Source organism: Pseudomonas sp. PA-7-1E (assembly GCF_021605325.1).
GTDB classification, from domain to species: Bacteria; Pseudomonadota; Gammaproteobacteria; order Pseudomonadales; family Pseudomonadaceae; genus Aquipseudomonas; species Aquipseudomonas fluorescens_BV.
The window spans coordinates 30,291-49,492 of the sequence record NZ_WKFA01000022.1; the positions used below are offsets into that span (position 1 = coordinate 30,291).

Sequence of the window (19,202 nt, forward strand, 5' to 3'; positions counted from 1 at the left end):
TGTGTCGCGGCTGAACCCAAGGCTTCAGCCACGTCGTTATTCGCTGTGCCCGCTGATGCGTTGGCCCCAGGCAATGGCCGTGGCGGTCAACTGTTGTTCATCCATGCGGGTCAATTGCCGGTCGTCGAGCAATGGCTTGCCGGCAACCCAAAGGTGTTTCACGCAATCGCGCCCGGTGGCATATATAAGCTGTGAGACCGGATCGTAGATCGGTTGTTGCGCCAGCCCGGAAAGATCAAAAGCGACGATGTCTGCCGCCTTGCCGACTTCCAGGGAGCCAATCTGGCTGTCCAGGCCCATCGCCCTGGCGCCGTTGAGTGTGGCCATGCGCAAGGCGCGGTGGGCATCCAGCGCAGTGGCCGAGCCGGCCACGGCCTTGGCCAGCATCGCCGCCGTGCGGGTTTCGCCGAGCAAATCCAGGTCATTGTTGCTGGCAGCGCCGTCGGTGCCGATGGCCACGTTGACGCCAGCCTGCCACAAGCGCTCCACCGGGCAAAAGCCGCTGGCCAGTTTCAGGTTCGATTCCGGGCAGTGAATGACGCTGGTGTTGCTTTCTACCAGTAAAGCCAGGTCGTCTTCGCTGATTTGGGTCATGTGCACGGCCTGAAAGCGCGGGCCCAGCAGGCCAAGGCGAGCCAGGCGCGCCAATGGCCGCTCGCCGGTCTGCTCGACGGCTTGCTGCACTTCAAAGGCAGTTTCGTGAACGTGCATATGGATCACGGCGTCCAGCTCTTCGGCGATCACCCGGATCTTTTCCAGGTTGGCATCGCACACGGTGTAGGGCGCGTGGGGGCCGAAGGTGATTTTGATGCGCGGGTGGTGCTTGAGGTCGCCGAACAGCTCGATACCCTGGCGAATCGCCTCGTCGGCACTGCTGGCGCCGGGGATCGGGAAGTCGAGGATCGGCAGTGCGATCTGTGCACGCATACCGCTGTTGTGCACGCAATCACTGGCGACCTTGGGGTAGAAATACATGTCCGAGAAGCAGGTGATGCCGCCCTTGATCTGCTCGGCAATGGCCAGATTGGTGCCGTCACGCACGAACGCTTCATCGACCCACTTGGCTTCGGCGGGCCAGATGTGCTTTTCCAGCCAGGTCATCAGTGGCAAATCGTCGGCCAGGCCGCGGAACAGGGTCATGGCTGCATGGCCGTGTGCATTGACCAGGCCGGGGCTGAGCAGCATGCCGGGCAGTTCGCGCACCTCTTGCGCTGCCAGCTTCAACGCCGCGTCCCGTGGCCCGATAAAGGCAATGCAGCCATCGCGGATACCCAGGCCGTGCTCCTTGAGCACCACCCCAGCGGGCTCGACGGGTACCAGCCAGGTCGGCAGCAGCAACAAGTCGAGCGGGGCGGCAGTGGAGGTCATCGCAGGCTTCTTCCCAGGCAGCTATAAAAGAAGGGCGAAGTATACCCGAGCGTCCCGGCTGGCGGATCGCTATAATCGGCGGCTTTTGTTCATGAGTGCGGGGTAAGGGATGCGCGACCGACTGTTGGCTGCAGAGAACGTGAAGGCCATCGAATGGCGTGATGGCGCGCTGCACCTGCTCGACCAGCGTGTTTTGCCGTCCCGGGAGCACTGGGTGGCCTGCGGTACCGTTGAAGCGGTGGCTGACGCCATTCGCACCATGGTGGTGCGGGGCGCACCGGCCATCGGCATCTGCGCTGCCTATGGCTTGGTGCTCGCCGCCCGCGAGCGCATCGCCGAGGGCGGTGACTGGCAGGCCGCGTGGGAAGAAGACTACGCCTTGCTGGCCCATACCCGGCCGACCGCATCGAATTTGTTCTGGGCCTTGCAGCGCATGCGCGACCGCCTGGATCGCCTCAAGCAGGACGCCGACCCGCTGGTGGTGCTGGAGGCCGAAGCCGTCGCGATCCATGAGAGTGATCGGGAAGCCAATGTGGTCATGGCCCAGTTGGGTATGGAGCGGATTCGCAAGCATCAGGGCAATGCCCAGGCGATCCTTACCCATGGCAATGCCGGCGCGTTGGCTTCCGGCGGCGTTGGCACAGCCCTCGGGGTGATTCACGCGGCGTATCTGGAAGGGTTGGTCGAGCAGGTCTATGTCAATGAAACCCGCCCATGGCTGCAAGGCTCGCGTCTGACGGCGTGGGAGTTGGCGGGCCAGGGCATCCCGGTGGCGGTGAATGCCGACTCCGCGGGGGCGCATATCCTCAAGACCAAAGGCGTGACCTGGGTGGTGGTGGGTGCTGACTGTGTTGCGGCCAATGGCGATGTGGTCAGCAAGATCGGCACTTATCAACTGGCCGTCTGTGCCATGCACCATGGCGTGCGCTTTATGGTGGTGGCGTCAAGTTCGACCCTCGATTTGATGATGGCTACGGGGGAGGATGTTGCGCTGGAGCAGCGCGATATGGGTGAGTTGCTTGAGGTTGATGGGCAGCGGTTGGATATCGCGGCGCTTAACCCTGTATTTGATGTGACGCCTGCGGACCTGATTGACGTGATCGTCACCGAAAAAGGCATTGTCGAGCGGCCAGACACCGCAAAACTGGCCAAGTTGATGTGTCGTAAGCGGCTGCATTGAGTGTGTGGGTGCCTGTGGGGGCGCCATCGCAGGCAAGCCAGCTCCCACCTTTAACTGTATTCACAAATCAAAGGTGGGAGCTGGCTTGCCTGCGATCGGCCCTTGCAGTCAACAAAACGTCTGCATTCCACCCTCGCAAAAAAGCACCATCGCGCCTCTGAGCCCCTCTCGTCCCCTTCAAGCCTGTCATCCGTCAAATTACTAGCCTCCATGCGCATCAGGGGGATAGGTGCGTGGCGGCGATTGTGATAACATCCGGCGGTTTCCAGGGCTGCCCCGAGGGGTTGCCTATAACGTGCAGATCCGTGTCATAACTCGTTGATTTGTCGTAAGTCGTTGTCAGGCACCGTGCCGGCAGCGGCGAGCTTCGTTCGTCCCGAATGGATGTGACGAGGTTTCACCCGAAAAAGGAATCAGGCTTCTCATGGGCGAACTGGCCAAAGAAATCCTCCCGGTCAATATCGAAGACGAGCTGAAACAGTCCTACCTCGACTACGCGATGAGCGTAATTGTCGGTCGGGCACTGCCTGATGCGCGCGATGGCTTGAAGCCCGTGCACCGGCGTGTGCTGTTCGCGATGAGCGAGCTGGGTAACGACTGGAACAAGCCGTACAAGAAATCTGCCCGTGTTGTCGGTGACGTGATCGGTAAGTATCACCCTCACGGCGACACTGCGGTGTACGACACCATCGTTCGGATGGCGCAGCCGTTTTCCTTGCGCTACCTGCTGGTAGACGGCCAGGGCAACTTCGGTTCGGTGGACGGCGACAACGCCGCAGCCATGCGATACACCGAAGTGCGCATGACCAAGCTGGCGCACGAGCTGCTGGCCGACCTGCATAAAGAAACCGTGGACTGGGTGCCGAACTACGACGGCACCGAAATGATCCCGGCTGTCATGCCCACCAAGATTCCCAACCTGCTGGTCAACGGTTCCAGCGGTATCGCCGTGGGCATGGCCACCAACATCCCGCCGCACAACCTCGGTGAAGTCATCGACGGTTGCCTGGCCCTTATCGACAACCCTGAGCTGACCGTCGATGAGCTGATGCAATACATCCCCGGCCCGGACTTCCCGACCGCCGCGATCATCAACGGTCGCGCCGGCATCATCGAAGCCTACCGCACTGGCCGCGGGCGCATTTACATGCGTGCCCGCTCGATGATCGAAGACATCGACAAGGTCGGTGGCCGCCAGCAGATCGTCATCACCGAACTCCCTTACCAGCTGAACAAGGCACGCCTGATCGAGAAGATCGCCGAGCTGGTTAAAGAGAAGAAGCTGGAAGGCATCACCGAGCTGCGCGACGAGTCCGACAAGGACGGTATGCGCGTGGTCATCGAGCTGCGCCGCGGCGAAGTGCCCGAGGTGATCCTTAACAACCTCTACGCCCAGACCCAGCTGCAAAGCGTGTTTGGTATCAACGTGGTTGCCCTGATCGACGGCCGCCCGCGCATCCTGAACCTCAAGGACCTGCTGGAAGCCTTCGTGCGTCACCGTCGCGAAGTAGTGACCCGCCGTACCGTGTTCGAACTGCGCAAGGCCCGCGAGCGCGGCCATATCCTGGAAGGCCAGGCGGTTGCGTTGTCGAACATCGATCCGGTGATCGCCCTGATCAAGGCCTCGCCAACCCCGTCGGAAGCCAAGGAAGCGCTGATCAGCACGCCTTGGGAATCCAGCGCCGTGGTCGCGATGGTTGAGCGCGCTGGCGCCGACTCGTGCCGCCCCGAGACCCTGGACCCGCAATACGGTCTGCGTGAAGGCAAGTACTTCCTGTCGCCAGAGCAGGCCCAGGCCATCCTGGAACTGCGCCTGCACCGCCTGACTGGCCTGGAGCACGAGAAGCTGCTGGCCGAGTATCAGGAGATCCTCAACCAGATCGGCGAGTTGATCCGCATCCTCAGCAGCGCCGTGCGCCTGATGGAAGTGATCCGCGAAGAACTGGAAGTGATCCGCGCCGAATACGGCGACGTGCGCCGCACCGAAATCCTCGATGCGCGCTTGGACCTGACCCTGGGTGACATGATCCCGGAAGAAGAGCGCGTGGTGACCATCTCCCACGGCGGCTATGCCAAGACCCAGCCGTTGGCGGCCTACCAGGCCCAGCGTCGTGGTGGTAAGGGTAAATCGGCTACCGGCGTGAAGGATGAGGACTACATCGCTCACCTGCTGGTCGCCAACAGCCACACCACGCTGCTGCTGTTCTCCAGCAAGGGCAAGGTGTACTGGCTCAAGACCTACGAGATCCCGGAAGCCTCCCGCGCTGCCCGTGGCCGTCCGTTGGTCAACCTGCTGCCCCTGGACAGTGATGAATACATCACCACCATGCTGCCGGTCGAGGAATACACCGAAGGCCACTTCATCTTCATGGCCACCGCCAAAGGCACCGTGAAGAAGACCCCGTTGGAATCCTTCAGCCGTCAACGCAGCGTGGGCCTGATCGCCCTGGAGCTGGATGAAGGCGACGTGCTGATTTCCGCAGCCATCACTGATGGCGAGCGCGAAGTCATGCTGTTCTCCGACGGCGGCAAGGTCACACGTTTCAAGGAATCCGACGTGCGTGCCATGGGCCGTACCGCCCGGGGTGTACGCGGCATGCGCCTGCCGGAAGGGCAGAAGCTGATTTCGATGCTGATCCCGGAAGAAGGCAGCCAGATCCTCACCGCTTCCGAGCGTGGTTATGGCAAGCGTACCGCCATCAGTGAGTTCCCGGAGTACAAGCGTGGCGGCCAGGGCGTGATCGCCATGGTCAGCAACGACCGCAACGGCCGTCTGGTCGGCGCGGTGCAGGTGCTCGATGGCGAGGAGATCATGCTGATTTCCGACCAGGGCACCCTGGTGCGTACCCGTGTGGCGGAAGTGTCGAGCCTGGGCCGTAATACCCAGGGCGTGACCCTGATCAAGCTGGCCAAGGACGAAAAACTGGTCGGCCTGGAGCGTGTGCAGGAGCCTTCGGAAGTCGAAGGTGAAGAGCTCGAAGGTGAGGAATTTGAAGGCGAGGTGATCGCAGCTGGCGATGACAACGTTGACGAGCCAACCCTCGACGCTGCCGCAGACGAAGAAGAACCGCAGGAGTAAGCGGACACACAGGGGGCGGATGAAGATTCGCCCCCTTGTTGTTTGTCCCGTATGAAATACAGCGCCCTTTGCCTGGACGCGGTCCATGTGGGAGCTGGCTTGCCTGCGATACAGGCGCCTCGGTCATTCAGTGATACCGCGGCGCTGCTATCGCAGGCAAGCCAGCTCCCACAGATGTCCGCTCCAGAACGAGGGCGTTGCTGACATGATTGCAGCCCCACCAGATCAGAGTGAGATTGGATGTGAGCAAGAGAGCCTATAACTTCTGTGCCGGTCCCGCGGCGCTTCCTGAAGCAGTCCTGCAGCGTGCGCAGGGTGAACTCCTCGACTGGCATGGAAAAGGCCTCTCCGTGATGGAAATGAGCCATCGCAGCGATGAGTTCGTGTCTATCGCCAACAAGGCCGAGCAGGACCTGCGCGACCTGCTGGACATCCCATCCAATTACAAAGTGCTGTTCTTGCAGGGTGGTGCGAGCCAGCAGTTCGCCCAGTTACCGCTGAACCTGCTGCCCGAAGGCGGCACTGCCGACTATATCGACACCGGTATCTGGGGGCAGAAGGCCATAGAGGAGGCCTCGCGCTACGGCCATGTGAACGTGGCGGGCACCGCCAAGCCCTACGACTACTTCGCCATTCCCGGTCAGAACGAGTGGAAGCTGACCAAGGACGCGGCCTACGTTCACTACGTCGCGAACGAAACCATCGGCGGCCTGGAATTTGATTGGGTGCCGCAAGTCGGTGACGTTCCGCTGGTGTGCGACATGTCTTCGGACATCCTCTCGCGCCCGATCGACGTGTCCAAGTACGGCATGATCTACGCCGGCGCGCAGAAGAACATCGGCCCGAGCGGCATCCTGGTCAATATCATCCGCGAAGACCTGCTGGGTCGCGCCCGCTCGGTGTGCCCGACCATGCTCAACTACAAGGTCGCGGCCGATAACGGCTCGATGTACAACACCCCGCCGGCGTTTGCCTGGTACCTGTCGGGCCTGGTGTTCGAATGGCTCAAGGAGCAGGGCGGCGTGGCGGCCATGGGCAAGCTCAACGAAGAGAAGAAGCGCGTCCTGTACGACTTTATCGACGCCAGCGGCCTGTACAGCAACCCGATCAACCTCAGCGACCGCTCGTGGATGAACGTGCCGTTCCGCCTGGCCGACGACCGCCTGGACAAGCCGTTCCTTGCCGGCGCCGACGCGCGCGGCCTGCTGAACCTCAAGGGCCACCGCTCGGTGGGTGGCATGCGCGCCTCCATTTATAACGCCGTTGACATCCACGCCATCAATGCGCTGGTTGCCTACATGGCAGAGTTCGAGAAGGAACACGGCTAATGTCTGAGCAAGAACTCAAGGCCCTGCGCGTACGCATTGACAGTCTGGACGAAAAGGTCCTGGAACTGATCAGTGAGCGCGCGCGCTGCGCCCAGGAAGTGGCCCGGGTGAAAATGGCGTCCCTGGCGGAAGGCGAAGTGCCGGTGTTCTACCGGCCCGAGCGTGAAGCCCAGGTGCTCAAGCGTGTGATGGAACGCAACAAGGGCCCGTTGGGCAACGAAGAGATGGCGCGGTTGTTCCGTGAAATCATGTCCTCGTGCCTGGCGCTGGAGCAGCCGCTGAAAGTGGCTTACCTCGGCCCTGAAGGCACCTTCACCCAGGCGGCAGCCATGAAGCACTTCGGCCATGCGGTGATCAGCAAGCCGATGGCGGCCATCGACGAAGTCTTCCGTGAAGTCGCGGCCGGTGCGGTGAATTTTGGCGTGGTGCCGGTGGAAAACTCCACCGAAGGCGCGGTCAACCACACGCTGGACAGCTTCCTTGAGCACGACATGGTCATCTGCGGTGAGGTGGAGCTGCGTATCCACCACCACCTGCTGGTGGGTGAAAACACCAAGACTGACAGCATCAGCCGTATCTATTCCCACGCCCAGTCCCTGGCCCAGTGCCGCAAGTGGTTGGACGCCCATTACCCGAATGTAGAGCGCGTTGCGGTGTCCAGCAACGCCGAGGCGGCCAAGCGGGTCAAGGGTGAGTGGAACTCGGCGGCGATTGCCGGCGATATGGCTGCCGGCCTGTACGGCCTGACGCGCCTGGCCGAAAAGATCGAAGATCGCCCGGATAACTCCACGCGCTTTTTGATGATCGGCAGCCAGGAAGTGCCGCCGACCGGCGACGACAAGACCTCGATCATCGTCTCCATGAGCAACAAGCCCGGCGCGCTGCATGAGCTGCTGGTGCCATTCCACGACAACGGGATTGACCTGACGCGCATCGAGACTCGTCCTTCGCGCAGCGGTAAGTGGACCTACGTATTCTTTATCGACTTCATGGGCCATCACCGCGACCCTCTGGTCAAGGGCGTGCTGGAGAAAATCAGTCAGGAAGCCGTGGCACTCAAGGTGCTGGGCTCTTACCCGAAAGCGGTTTTGTGAGGCTTTGACATGAGTGGCAACTTCCTCGCCCTGGCGCAGCCGGGCGTGCAACAACTCTCGCCTTACGTTCCAGGCAAGCCTGTGGACGAACTGGCCCGCGAGTTGAATCTGGACCCGTCCAAAATCGTCAAGCTGGCGAGTAACGAAAACCCGCTGGGCCCGAGCCCAAAAGTGTTGGCGGCGATTCGTGAAGAGCTGGCCGAACTGACCCGTTATCCCGATGGCAACGGTTTTGCGCTCAAGTCTTTGCTGGCGGACAAGTGCCGGGTCGAGCTCAACCAGGTGACCCTAGGCAATGGCTCCAACGACATCCTTGAGCTGGTCGCCCGTGCTTACCTGGCGCCAGGCTTGAATGCGGTGTTCAGCGAGCACGCGTTTGCGGTCTACCCGATCGTGACTCAGGCGGTGGGGGCGGATGCTCGCGTGATTCCTGCCAAGGACTGGGGCCATGACTTGCCGGCGATGCTGGCGGCCATCGATGCCCAGACTCGCGTGGTGTTTATCGCCAACCCGAACAACCCGACCGGCACCTGGTTTGACGAGCAGGCACTGAACGAATTCCTGCAGGACGTGCCGGGGCATGTGCTGGTCGTGCTGGACGAAGCCTACATCGAGTACGCCGAAGGCAGCGAGCTGCCCGACGGCCTGGATTTCCTCGCGGCCTACCCGAACCTGCTGGTGTCGCGTACGTTCTCCAAGGCTTATGGCCTGGCGTCGTTGCGGGTTGGTTATGGCTTGTCCACCCCCGTGGTCGCCGATGTGCTGAATCGCGTGCGCCAACCGTTCAACGTCAACAGCCTGGCCCTGGCGGCCGCCTGTGCGGCGGTGAAGGATGCCGAATACCTGGAAGAAGGCCGTCGTCTCAACGAAAGCGGCATGCTGCAATTGCAGGAAGGTTTTCGTGAGCTGGGCCTGGGCTGGATTCCGTCCAAGGGCAACTTCATCTGCGTCGACCTCGGCCAGGTGGCTGCGCCGGTGTTCCAGGGCTTGCTGCGCGAGGGCGTGATCGTGCGCCCGGTGGCCAACTACGGCATGCCGAACCATCTGCGTATCACCATCGGTTTGCCGGCTGAGAACAGCCGCTTCCTTGAGGCGTTGGCCAAGGTTCTGGCCCGTGGTTGATGTCACTGCATTGCAACCTGCTGTGCCTATGATCGGTCGCCTGGTGGTGGTCGGCCTGGGGTTGATCGGTGGCTCCTTCGCCAAGGGCCTGCGTGAAAGCGGGCTGTGTGGCGAAGTGGTGGGCGTGGACCTCGACCCGCAGTCGCGCACGTTGGCGGTGGAGTTGGGCGTGGTGGACCGCTGTGAAGCGGACCTGGCCGTTGCGTGCCAGGGCGCGGATGTGATCCAGCTCGCCGTGCCGATCCTTGCCATGGAGAAATTGCTGGCAGTACTGGCTGGTATGGACCTCGGGCAAGCGATTCTTACCGATGTGGGCAGCGCCAAAGGCAACGTGGTGCGTGCGGCACGATTGGCGTTTGGTGGGATGCCGCCGCGCTTTGTGCCGGGCCATCCAATCGCGGGGTCCGAGCAGAGCGGGGTGGAGGCATCCAATGCGCAGCTGTTCCGTCGGCATAAGGTCATCCTGACGCCGCTTGCGCAAACCGATCCCACGGCGTTGGCAGTTGTGGATCGTCTCTGGCGCGAGCTGGGCGCGGATGTAGAGCATATGCAGGTCGAGCGTCACGACGAAGTGTTGGCAGCGACCAGTCACTTGCCGCATCTGCTGGCATTTGGCTTGGTGGATTCTTTGGCCAAGCGCAACGAGAACCTCGAGATTTTCCGCTACGCCGCCGGCGGCTTCCGCGATTTCACGCGGATTGCCGGCAGCGATCCGGTGATGTGGCACGACATCTTCCTCGCCAATCGCGAAGCGGTGTTGCGCACTCTGGACACCTTCCGCAGTGACCTCGACGCCTTGCGCGATGCGGTGGATGCGGGAGACGGCCATCAACTGCTGGGCGTGTTCACCCGTGCACGGGTGGCGCGTGAACATTTCAGCAAGATCCTCGCGCGCCGGGCCTACATGGAAACCGCAGTGAGCACCGATGACTTGACCTTCATCGCCAGCCCGGGTGGCCGCTTGAGCGGGCGCATCCGCGTGCCGGGTGACAAGTCGATCTCTCATCGCTCGATCATGCTGGGGTCGTTGGCCGAAGGTGTGACCGAGGTGGAGGGCTTCCTTGAGGGTGAAGATGCCCTGGCGACCTTGCAGGCCTTTCGCGACATGGGCGTGGTGATCGAGGGCCCGCACCATGGGCGCGTGACCATTCACGGTGTCGGCCTGCATGGCCTGAAGGCTGCGCCGGGGCCGATCTATGTGGGTAATTCCGGCACATCGATGCGCCTGTTGGCCGGTGTATTGGCGGCGCAGCGCTTCGACAGCGTGCTGACCGGCGATGCCTCGCTGTCCAAGCGCCCGATGAACCGCGTAGCCAAGCCGCTGCGGGAAATGGGCGCAATCATCGAGACGGGGCCGGACGGGCGTCCGCCACTGAGCATTCGTGGTGGGCAGTCGCTCAAAGGCTTGAACTATGTACTGCCCATGGCCAGTGCCCAGGTGAAATCCTGCCTGTTGTTGGCGGGGTTGTACGCTGAGGGTAAAACCTCGGTGACCGAGCCAGCACCGACCCGCGACCATACCGAGCGCATGCTGCGCGGCTTTGGTTACCCGGTGGCGGTGCAGGGCGCGACGGCGTCGCTGGCGTCGGGGCATGGGTTGACCGCTACGCGTATTGAAGTGCCGGGGGATATTTCGTCTTCGGCGTTTTTCCTGGTGGCGGCCTCGATTGCCGAGGGCTCCGAGCTGCTGCTGGAGCATGTCGGTATCAACCCGACCCGCACCGGGGTAATCGATATCCTGCGGCTGATGGGGGCTGATATCGCCCTCGAAAATCAGCGCGAGGTGGGCGGCGAGCCGGTTGCGGATTTACGTGTGCGTGCCGCCGCGCTCAAGGGCATCGAAATTCCAGAGGCCCTGGTGTCGTTGGCGATTGATGAGTTCCCTGTGCTGTTTATTGCCGCAGCCTGCGCTCAAGGTCGCACCGTTTTGCGCGGTGCCGAGGAGTTGCGGCTCAAGGAGTCCGATCGTATCCAGGTGATGGCCGACGGTCTGTTGGCCCTGGGCGTGAAGTGTGAACCCACGCCTGATGGGATTATCATTGACGGTGGCCCGATGGGCGGCGGTGAAGTGCATGCCCATGGCGATCACCGGATTGCCATGGCGTTCAGTGTGGCTTCCCTGCGGGCGATGGCGCCTATTCGTATCCTTGACTGCGCCAATGTTGCTACGTCTTTTCCGAACTTTCTGACACTGTGTGCCCAAGTCGGCATCCGTGTTGCCCAAGAGGCTCAATTGTGAATATCAAAGCACCGGTGATTACCATCGACGGGCCTAGTGGCTCGGGCAAAGGCACAATCGCTGGCATTCTGGCCAAGCGCCTGGGTTGGTGCCTGCTGGATTCTGGCGCGCTGTACCGCCTGCTGGCGTTTGCTGCGCACAACCATGGTGTTGACCTGACCAACGAAGAATTGCTGACGAAGCTTGCCGCCCATCTGGATGTGCAGTTCATTGCGGCGACCGAGGGTCAGTTGCAGCGCATCATTCTGGAAGGTGATGAAGTCAGCGATGTGATTCGCACCGAGAGTATCGGCGCGGGCGCCTCCCAAGTGGCTGCGCTGCCCGCCGTGCGCGAGGCGCTGCTGCAGCGCCAGCGCGCATTCCAGGAGGCGCCGGGCCTGGTGGCCGATGGCCGCGACATGGGCACGGTGGTGTTTCCCGAGGCGCCGCTGAAGATTTTCCTGACCGCCAGCGCCGAGGAGCGGGCACGCCGCCGTTACTTGCAGTTGAAGGGCAAAGTCGATGGTGTTAGTCTGTCGAGTCTGCTAGATGAGATCCGTGCACGCGATGAGCGTGATACCCAGCGTGCGGTAGCCCCGCTCAAACCGGCGGCTGACGCCATACAGCTGGATTCCACGGAGCTGTCCATCGAGCAGGTGCTGGAACGCATCATGAGTGAAATCGCCATTCGCGATATCGCCGGGTGATCAAGAAGGCCGCAGGGGACCAGTCATAGTCCTGCGGTGGCTTCTTTTAACTGAAACTGACCCACACCGTCTGGGGTGTGGAGATGGGCGTATTCTTCGCCCTTATCAACAGGAATTAAAATGAGCGAAAGCTTTGCGGAACTCTTTGAAGAAAGCCTAAAAACCCTGAACCTTCAGGCAGGCTCCATCATCACCGGTGTTATCGTTGATATCGATTACCAAGCTCGCTGGGTAACCGTTCACGCTGGTCTGAAGTCTGAAGCTCTGATCCCGCTGGAACAGTTCTACAACGATGCTGGTGACCTGACTATCAATGTCGGTGACGAAGTTCACGTTGCTCTGGACTCGGTTGAAGACGGTTTCGGTGAAACCAAGCTGTCCCGTGAAAAAGCCAAGCGCGCTGAATGCTGGATTGTTCTCGAAGCAGCCTTCGCAGCTGAAGAAGTGGTCAAGGGCGTTATCAACGGTAAGGTTAAAGGCGGCTTCACTGTCGACGTTAACGGCATCCGTGCGTTCCTGCCAGGTTCTTTGGTCGACGTTCGTCCAGTGCGCGACACCACGCACCTGGAAGGCAAAGAACTCGAATTCAAAGTCATCAAGCTCGACCAGAAGCGCAACAACGTTGTCGTTTCCCGTCGCAGCGTGCTGGAAGCAGAGAACTCCGCCGAGCGTGAAGCTCTGCTGGAATCCCTGCAGGAAGGCCAACAAGTCAAAGGTATCGTCAAGAACCTCACCGATTACGGCGCATTCGTCGATCTGGGTGGCGTCGATGGCCTGCTGCACATTACCGACATGGCTTGGAAGCGTATCAAGCATCCTTCCGAAATCGTCAACGTTGGCGACGAGATCGATGTCAAGGTTCTGAAGTACGATCGTGAGCGTAACCGCGTTTCCCTGGGCTTGAAGCAGCTGGGCGAAGATCCATGGGTTGCTATCAAGGCTCGTTACCCAGAAAGCACTCGCGTAACCGCGCGTGTTACCAACCTGACCGACTACGGCTGCTTCGCAGAGCTGGAAGAAGGCGTGGAAGGCCTGGTACACGTTTCCGAAATGGACTGGACCAACAAGAACATCCACCCTTCGAAAGTCGTACAAGTCGGCGACGAAGTGGAAGTTATGGTTCTGGACATCGACGAAGAGCGTCGTCGTATCTCCCTGGGCATCAAGCAGTGCAAATCTAACCCATGGGAAGATTTCTCTGGCCAGTTCAACAAGGGCGATAAAATCTCCGGCACCATCAAGTCGATCACCGATTTCGGTATCTTCATTGGTCTGGACGGCGGCATCGACGGCCTGGTTCACCTGTCCGACATCTCCTGGAACGAAGTTGGCGAAGAAGCTGTTCGTCGTTTCAAGAAGGGCGACGAGCTGGACACCGTTATCCTGTCGGTTGACCCAGAGCGCGAGCGCATCTCCCTGGGTATTAAGCAACTGGAAAGCGATCCGTTCTCCGAGTACGTTCAAGAGAACGACAAAGGCGCCATCGTTAAAGGCACTGTGAAAGAAGTTGACGCCAAAGGCGCCATCATCGTTCTGGCCGACGATATCGAAGCGACTCTGAAAGCCTCCGAAATCAGCCGTGACCGCGTTGAAGACGCGCGCAACGTTCTGAAAGAAGGCCAGGAAGTAGAAGCCAAGATCATCAGCGTTGACCGCAAGAGCCGCGTGATTCAGCTCTCCATCAAGTCGAAGGACGAAGTGGAAGAGAAAGAAGCTATCCAGAGCCTGAAAGAAGCTGCTCCGGAAGCTGCTGCTGACACCACCATGGCGGCACTGCTGCGCCAGGCAATGGCTAAGCAGAACTAAGTTCTGTAAAGCTGTAGAAAAAGGGCGACCTCGGTCGCCCTTTTTTGTGCCTGAAATTTGATGAAGCAACTGCACCGAACGAAGGTGTTCAGCCCAATGTCAGAACTGACTATAGTTTTAAAAACGGCTATTTCGCGTTGCTGACTCAATAAGGGTTTGAATGAACAGAATTATCGTAGTATTCGCTTTGCTGGCGCTTGCAGGCTGCTCCTCTACCAGCGCCAAGACCCACGCCAAGCGTGGCGTCAGCGGCATCGAGATCGACTGCTCTGGCTTGGGTAATAAGTGGGAAAAATGCGAAAAACGCGCCGCCCGTGAGTGCAAGATGCAGGGCTATAAGGTCATTACCCGCTCCAGTGATGCGGAGGACGAAGAGGGCGACTACCTGTTCGGCTGGAACCCTGCTGGCGCGGTGACGCGGACCATGTTGGTGATCTGTAAGTAAGGGGTTGACCGCTCGCTGAGCGTGTTTATTCAGCCCCACATAAGTTGACGCATGGGCTGTTCAAATTCATCAACTCATGCTAAAACCTTCGGAGCGCTTTTCCTAGCTGCTTGAAAAAGAAGGGAAAAATATGACGAAGTCGGAGTTGATCGAACGAATTGTCACCCATCAAGGGCTGCTCTCATCCAAGGATGTGGAGCTGGCTATCAAGACCATGCTTGAGCAAATGTCCCAATGCCTGGCCACCGGAGATCGCATCGAAATCCGCGGCTTCGGCAGCTTCTCCCTGCACTACCGCGCACCGCGCGTAGGCCGCAACCCAAAAACCGGCCAATCCGTCAGCCTTGACGGCAAATTCGTTCCCCACTTCAAACCGGGCAAGGAATTGCGCGATCGGGTGAACGAAGAAGAGGAAGAAGGCGTCTGAGTGTTTTTGGGGAAGGAGAAGAGTATGCGTGGGGTTAAGCGCGTTGTTGCGGTGTTGATTGCAGTGCTTGCGGCTTTGGTGGTTCTGGCGTTTGTGCTGGAGAACCAGCAGGGCGTGGCGCTGTCATTCCTGGGGTGGAGTACTGCGCAGATGCCGGTGGCGGTGTTTGTGGTGGTGGCTTTGATTTTGGGGATGTTGATTGGGCCGCTGATTGCTATCTTCATCCGCGGTAGAAGAGGTGGGGCGATGAGGGCAGAGCGGGTTTAGAGTGGATTGTCACTAGCTCGTTCACCGGCTTTGTAGGCTGCAGCTTTTACCGCCTGTCAGATAAATATCTTCCACAAAGCTTTTCACGCCGCATTTGATCGGGATGCTGAATCAAGGGAGGGGGCGTGCGTGTCCATTTTATTGAATGGCGTGGGGCTGATTTAGAATTTTTTTCATGTTTGTGTCTGGGAGAGGGGCTAAAGCGATTTTTCTTTCGAATTTTAGGAAAGTTCCTATAGGAATTCAAGACTTGTATTATGGCTGGGAGATGGCAAAATGGAATCTGTTCTCGATAACGGGCATTTTGTGCGCTAAAAATTTGGCAGAGACGCTGAGTTTTTAGCGGTCATCCAACTAAAATAAAAGTACACACACAATCTTGTCTGCATAACGAGCCCGCAGTTTCTCTTTGAAGGCAGGTTTTTGTTGTGAGTAGTAGCTTCCGCGCTCCGCCGGTACCCCCGTCCGACGAAATTGATCTTGCGCAACTCATGCGCGCTGCCTGGCTGCATAAGAAATTAATTTTAGGCGCGTCCATTGTTTTTGGGTTGCTGGCTGGCTTTTATGCCTATTCAGTGGTTCCGGAGTATGAGGTCAGCAGCGTGCTGCGACCTGCTGCGATCAACGAACTCGACGCGCTTAATCGCTCGGAAATTTATCAACTGCCGCCTAGTGCAGCACTCATCAGGGTGGGGGCTTCTCTGGAGTCCTACGACACCCGGTTGGGGTTTTTCCGTTCCAATCCAAAGCTCTTTCAGGCGTTTGAGCGCCCCGGCAGAACGTTGGAGCAAAGCTTCGAAGAGTTTAATCGCAACTCCATTCGTCTTATTCTCACTGATCCAAAAAAGGTAGATGCTCTCAGTTCCTTTATTGGCGTCGAGATGACATACCCGCAGGGGGTTGATGGTGTCGCGATTATCAACGGTTTTGTTGATTACGCCATCGCCACTGAGCGAGACCAAATTGCTGGCGATCTGCGTGTAATCGTTAAAAATCGCTTGAGTGAGCTCAAGGGCAAGTTGGAGGCTGCTCGTTCCAGTTACCAAATTGGAAAAGAGGCCAAGATTGCGGCTTTGCGAGAGACTGATAATTTGCGCCGCGCGCAATTGCAGGATGAGCTCAAGGCTTTGCGTGCGCAGCTAAAGGCGTTGCGTGGGGATCGTATCGCACAGCTTACGGAGGCGATCGGCATTGCCAAGTCACTTGGGATACGCAAGCCTACTACGCCCTCATCGCTTGGCGACTCGGATCGAGCCAGTTCGACTGGGACCATGCGTACTGAAATCAATAATCAGCAGATTCCGTTGTACTTCATGGGTGTCGAAGCTCTCGAGGCTGAGCGCTCAGCGTTGGCGCAGCGTAAGTCTGATGATTTTACCGATGGTCGAATTGCCCAGATCGCAAAAGAGCTTCAACTGCTGCAGGCTAACCGCGAGGCAGAAGTATTGGGCCGGCGCGATAATGAAGATATTTTTCTAGGTGGTGTGGAGTCTCTCAGGGCCGAAGAGGCCCGCCTGTCCGCACTCAGTATCGACATAAGCCGGCTCAAGCTGGTGACGGTGGATAAACGAGCACTGGAGCCTTTGGCGCCAATTCGGCCTAAAAAGACACTGATCATTCTTGCAGGCCTGGCACTTGGCCTCCTGTTAGGATTGGTAGTAGTGTTGGGCCGTTATCTTTTCGAAACCTCAGGGATTAACTCGCGGAATAGGCTGCGTGCGTCAAGCTCACTTGCGGGCGCCCAACTGTCGATTGCGAGCCGAGAAAAATAGTGCCGTAAGCACTGTAGAGAGGGGCGAGCAATGCCAGGCATTAAAGTCACTGAGCAATTGTGAGGGTGAGAGCGACTTTTTGGTTTGGTTTCGGAACTCGCTCGTTCGCGTCGTATCCAATCCGACAGGCCGAGATCATCGCATTTTGCTCTGTTTCGGGCGCGCTTTACGCTTGCTGGCCTGGCACCGTCCCTGTGCAGGTTTGGTCGGCTCCTGTTTAAACTTCTATCAAATGGCACCCGATCAGTAAATTTGACTGTTTTTTTCACCCGCTACACTGAGTGTTGGTTCAAAATTGGATACCGCTTGCTATCACTCTTGATGTTTAAACGTTGAGAATGGTCAGGGGAATTCTCTAAGCAGTTTTTGAGGGAGCGAGAATGGTGTCGAATGTGCTGCCTGTGAAGTTTATCTGGCTGGCGACGCTTGTGGAGTGGCCGATCGTCACTCAAAGGTCGGGCACTCATAATGTCTGATGTGATCGCGCGTGCTGGGGCCTCTGAGGCTGCCCGAGCGCTATTCTGGGATGTTTTCTTTTCCTCTCGTGGCCGTGGGGTTAGCTTGCAGGTTCATTTTCCCTGGTTGGAAAATGATCGGGAAGTGACTTGCCTTGAAATCAGAGACCCCTCCAACCTGGAGTCTGCCATAGCCGCTCTGATTATCAGGGTAATTGAGCTACCCACCGGTGAGTCGGTAGGACTGATCGGCTTAGTCTGCGTACATGAGGAGTGGAGGGGGGCAGGCTTGAGTGTTGAATTGATGTCGGCTGCGATGGACCATGCTATGCATAATGGTCTATCCGCATTGGTGCTCTGGACTCAGAAACCAGGCATCTACGACCGGCATGGCTTCCGTTTTGACGAGCGAGACTCAATAGGGTCGATCTATCTCCCTAGCGAGTGTGCTGAAAATATTGAATACGTAACGAGCGACTGGCCTGGCTCGGATACGCACGACCGAGAACGTGGTCTTCCGCCGTTTGCTTTACATGGGAAACGGATTAAAAGCGAATGCGCTGAGTTGATTCTTTTAGGCGGAGCAAATCGCGTAACCTTGGCCGAGTGGCAAGGGGAGGACTCGCAGGTGGCGAGTTTGATCCAGGCTGTTATGGCAGAGCCTTGGGTCATCAATGTCTGCGCACAGAGTACATTGGTGGCGGAGTTGACTAAAAGAGGCTTCAGAGTTGATCTTGTGCCGGGAGCGGTTCGAATGATCAAGTGGTTAACAAGCCGTCCCTTGAAAGTGCACCCTATTAAACTTATTGATCGGATCTAAATGAATGTCTAGTAGTCTTCCAATGTTACCTATTGTTAAGGTCGCAATGCCTCCCAAAGAGGTACTGATGCCCGCCTTGGAAGCGGTGCTCTATAGCGGAATGATTGGAGAGGGCGAGTTTGTTTATCAATTCGAAGCGGCATTTGCGCAATTGTTTGGTCTCCAGAACGTAGTCGCCACGAGCAGCGGTACGGCCGCCTTGCACTTGGCTATGCTGCTTGGCGGGATCGAGCCTGGGGATGAGGTCATCACCACCTCAATGACGGCTGAGCCGACGAATACGACGATTCTACAAATCGGTGCCAAGCCAATTTTCGCAGACGTTGACAGTCTGACAGGTAATCTTGACCCCTCAGCTGTGGAAGCCCTGATTACAGAGAATACAAAAGCTATTTGTGTTGTCCATTATGCCGGATATCCTGCGCGGTTGACTGAGCTGCGATCCATAGCCGATCGTCACGGGCTTTGTCTGATAGAAGATTGCGCCCATGCACTGGGAGCGTCTTATGGAAATCAGTCCATTGGAACGATTGGTGATTATTCGATCTTCTCCTTTCAGGCGATCAAGCACATGACCACCGTGGACGGCGGTGCCTTGGTGGTGAAGGATGCTGCGAAAATTGCAGAGGCGCGTCGCTTGCGTTGGTTTGGATTGGCCAAGGGCGTTCCTCGCACCGAAGTCGATATAACGCGTGTGGGTTATAAATACAACATGCATAACGTGGCGGCCGTTATCGGGCTCAAGCAACTTGAATATATAACGCCACTGTTGAAGCGGCATCAGGCTAACGGCCGATACCTAGATCAGGCATTACAGAATATCCCTGGACTTCAGCCAGCTAAGTATGAAGCCAATGCACAGTCTGCCTACTGGCTTTATACGCTACTAGCGGATGATTCGGATGATGTTGAGCGTATCTTGGCTGAAGAGAGCGTAATGGCGTCGAAGTTGCACCGTCCCAATCACTTTCATTCGGTATTCAAAGAGTTCGTGAGGCCGATGCCACAATTGGACGCTTTCTATAAAAAATTGATTCATGTACCTTGCGGTTGGTGGGTCTCGGATGAGGATCGTGAGAAAATTGTTACAGCCTTGAAACGCGGCTGATTAGAG

General features: G+C 58.3%; 15 protein-coding genes. 14 read left to right on the forward strand and 1 reads right to left on the reverse strand.

The window, feature by feature from the left end:
- Positions 1 to 36: 36 nt before the first annotated feature.
- Positions 37 to 1,368 carry a TRZ/ATZ family hydrolase gene (locus tag GIW79_RS15955; protein ID WP_034126684.1) on the reverse strand — a complete coding sequence of 444 codons (1,332 nt, stop codon included), beginning with the start codon at positions 1,366 to 1,368 and terminating at the stop codon, positions 37 to 39.
- A 109-nt stretch (positions 1,369 to 1,477) separates the two neighbouring features.
- Between GIW79_RS15955 and mtnA the strand changes: the two genes are divergently transcribed.
- From mtnA to GIW79_RS16025, 14 genes are all read left to right on the forward strand, one after another.
- On the forward strand, positions 1,478 to 2,548 hold the full coding sequence (mtnA, locus tag GIW79_RS15960) for an S-methyl-5-thioribose-1-phosphate isomerase (RefSeq protein WP_186526631.1): 1,071 nt from the start codon (positions 1,478 to 1,480) through the stop codon (positions 2,546 to 2,548).
- Between the two features lie 424 nt (positions 2,549 to 2,972).
- On the forward strand, positions 2,973 to 5,627 hold the full coding sequence (gyrA, locus tag GIW79_RS15965; RefSeq protein ID WP_032892792.1) for a DNA gyrase subunit A: 2,655 nt from the start codon (positions 2,973 to 2,975) through the stop codon (positions 5,625 to 5,627).
- Positions 5,628 to 5,869: 242 nt separating this feature from the next.
- The gene (serC, locus tag GIW79_RS15970) at positions 5,870 to 6,955 is read left to right on the forward strand and encodes a 3-phosphoserine/phosphohydroxythreonine transaminase (RefSeq protein WP_054921888.1); all 1,086 of its coding nucleotides are present in this window, start codon (positions 5,870 to 5,872) and stop codon (positions 6,953 to 6,955) included.
- The gene (gene pheA / locus GIW79_RS15975) at positions 6,955 to 8,049 is read left to right on the forward strand and encodes a prephenate dehydratase (RefSeq protein WP_032902668.1); all 1,095 of its coding nucleotides are present in this window, start codon (positions 6,955 to 6,957) and stop codon (positions 8,047 to 8,049) included. The genes serC and pheA overlap by 1 nt, the downstream gene beginning before the upstream one ends.
- A gap of 9 nt (positions 8,050 to 8,058) precedes the next feature.
- Positions 8,059 to 9,171, forward strand: coding sequence for a histidinol-phosphate transaminase (gene hisC, locus GIW79_RS15980; protein ID WP_054898454.1), 1,113 nt, complete (start codon positions 8,059 to 8,061; stop codon positions 9,169 to 9,171).
- A gap of 28 nt (positions 9,172 to 9,199) precedes the next feature.
- On the forward strand, positions 9,200 to 11,410 hold the full coding sequence (locus GIW79_RS15985) for a bifunctional prephenate dehydrogenase/3-phosphoshikimate 1-carboxyvinyltransferase (RefSeq protein WP_236454193.1): 2,211 nt from the start codon (positions 9,200 to 9,202) through the stop codon (positions 11,408 to 11,410).
- Positions 11,407 to 12,096: a (d)CMP kinase gene (cmk, locus tag GIW79_RS15990; RefSeq protein ID WP_003189772.1), complete on the forward strand. Its 690-nt coding sequence runs from the start codon at positions 11,407 to 11,409 to the stop codon at positions 12,094 to 12,096. Before GIW79_RS15985 ends, cmk begins: the two co-directional genes overlap by 4 nt.
- A gap of 120 nt (positions 12,097 to 12,216) precedes the next feature.
- Positions 12,217 to 13,902 carry a 30S ribosomal protein S1 gene (rpsA, locus tag GIW79_RS15995; RefSeq protein WP_003189774.1) on the forward strand — a complete coding sequence of 562 codons (1,686 nt, stop codon included), beginning with the start codon at positions 12,217 to 12,219 and terminating at the stop codon, positions 13,900 to 13,902.
- A 160-nt stretch (positions 13,903 to 14,062) separates the two neighbouring features.
- Positions 14,063 to 14,347 (forward strand): lipoprotein, encoded by a 285-nt coding sequence (locus GIW79_RS16000; RefSeq protein WP_034126690.1) that lies wholly within the window; start codon positions 14,063 to 14,065, stop codon positions 14,345 to 14,347.
- Positions 14,348 to 14,477: 130 nt separating this feature from the next.
- Positions 14,478 to 14,774: an integration host factor subunit beta gene (ihfB, locus tag GIW79_RS16005; RefSeq protein WP_003189779.1), complete on the forward strand. Its 297-nt coding sequence runs from the start codon at positions 14,478 to 14,480 to the stop codon at positions 14,772 to 14,774.
- Between the two features lie 24 nt (positions 14,775 to 14,798).
- Positions 14,799 to 15,041, forward strand: a complete 243-nt coding sequence (locus GIW79_RS16010; protein WP_054921884.1) for a LapA family protein — start codon at positions 14,799 to 14,801, stop codon at positions 15,039 to 15,041.
- Between the two features lie 428 nt (positions 15,042 to 15,469).
- Positions 15,470 to 16,813, forward strand: coding sequence for a Wzz/FepE/Etk N-terminal domain-containing protein (locus GIW79_RS16015; protein ID WP_072446741.1), 1,344 nt, complete (start codon positions 15,470 to 15,472; stop codon positions 16,811 to 16,813).
- A 468-nt stretch (positions 16,814 to 17,281) separates the two neighbouring features.
- Positions 17,282 to 18,088, forward strand: a complete 807-nt coding sequence (locus tag GIW79_RS16020; protein WP_197901034.1) for a GNAT family N-acetyltransferase — start codon at positions 17,282 to 17,284, stop codon at positions 18,086 to 18,088.
- 67 nt (positions 18,089 to 18,155) lie between these two features.
- Positions 18,156 to 19,196 carry a DegT/DnrJ/EryC1/StrS family aminotransferase gene (locus tag GIW79_RS16025; RefSeq protein WP_197901033.1) on the forward strand — a complete coding sequence of 347 codons (1,041 nt, stop codon included), beginning with the start codon at positions 18,156 to 18,158 and terminating at the stop codon, positions 19,194 to 19,196.
- Positions 19,197 to 19,202 lie beyond the last annotated feature (6 nt).

Excerpts from the sequence above, each read along its gene's own strand:
- mtnA (WP_186526631.1), top strand. The coding sequence starts at position 1,478 with ATGCGCGACCGACTGTTGGCTGCAGAGAACGTGAAGGCCATCGAATGG.
- ihfB (WP_003189779.1), top strand. The coding sequence starts at position 14,478 with ATGACGAAGTCGGAGTTGATCGAACGAATTGTCACCCATCAAGGGCTG.
- GIW79_RS16010 (WP_054921884.1), top strand. The coding sequence starts at position 14,799 with ATGCGTGGGGTTAAGCGCGTTGTTGCGGTGTTGATTGCAGTGCTTGCG.
- rpsA (WP_003189774.1), top strand. The coding sequence starts at position 12,217 with ATGAGCGAAAGCTTTGCGGAACTCTTTGAAGAAAGCCTAAAAACCCTG.
- gyrA (WP_032892792.1), top strand. The coding sequence starts at position 2,973 with ATGGGCGAACTGGCCAAAGAAATCCTCCCGGTCAATATCGAAGACGAG.
- hisC (WP_054898454.1), top strand. The coding sequence starts at position 8,059 with ATGAGTGGCAACTTCCTCGCCCTGGCGCAGCCGGGCGTGCAACAACTC.
- GIW79_RS16025 (WP_197901033.1), top strand. The coding sequence starts at position 18,156 with ATGCCCGCCTTGGAAGCGGTGCTCTATAGCGGAATGATTGGAGAGGGC.
- GIW79_RS15955 (WP_034126684.1), bottom strand. The coding sequence starts at position 1,368 with ATGACCTCCACTGCCGCCCCGCTCGACTTGTTGCTGCTGCCGACCTGG.
- GIW79_RS16000 (WP_034126690.1), top strand. The coding sequence starts at position 14,063 with ATGAACAGAATTATCGTAGTATTCGCTTTGCTGGCGCTTGCAGGCTGC.
- pheA (WP_032902668.1), top strand. The coding sequence starts at position 6,955 with ATGTCTGAGCAAGAACTCAAGGCCCTGCGCGTACGCATTGACAGTCTG.
- GIW79_RS15985 (WP_236454193.1), top strand. The coding sequence starts at position 9,200 with ATGATCGGTCGCCTGGTGGTGGTCGGCCTGGGGTTGATCGGTGGCTCC.
- GIW79_RS16020 (WP_197901034.1), top strand. The coding sequence starts at position 17,282 with ATGTCTGATGTGATCGCGCGTGCTGGGGCCTCTGAGGCTGCCCGAGCG.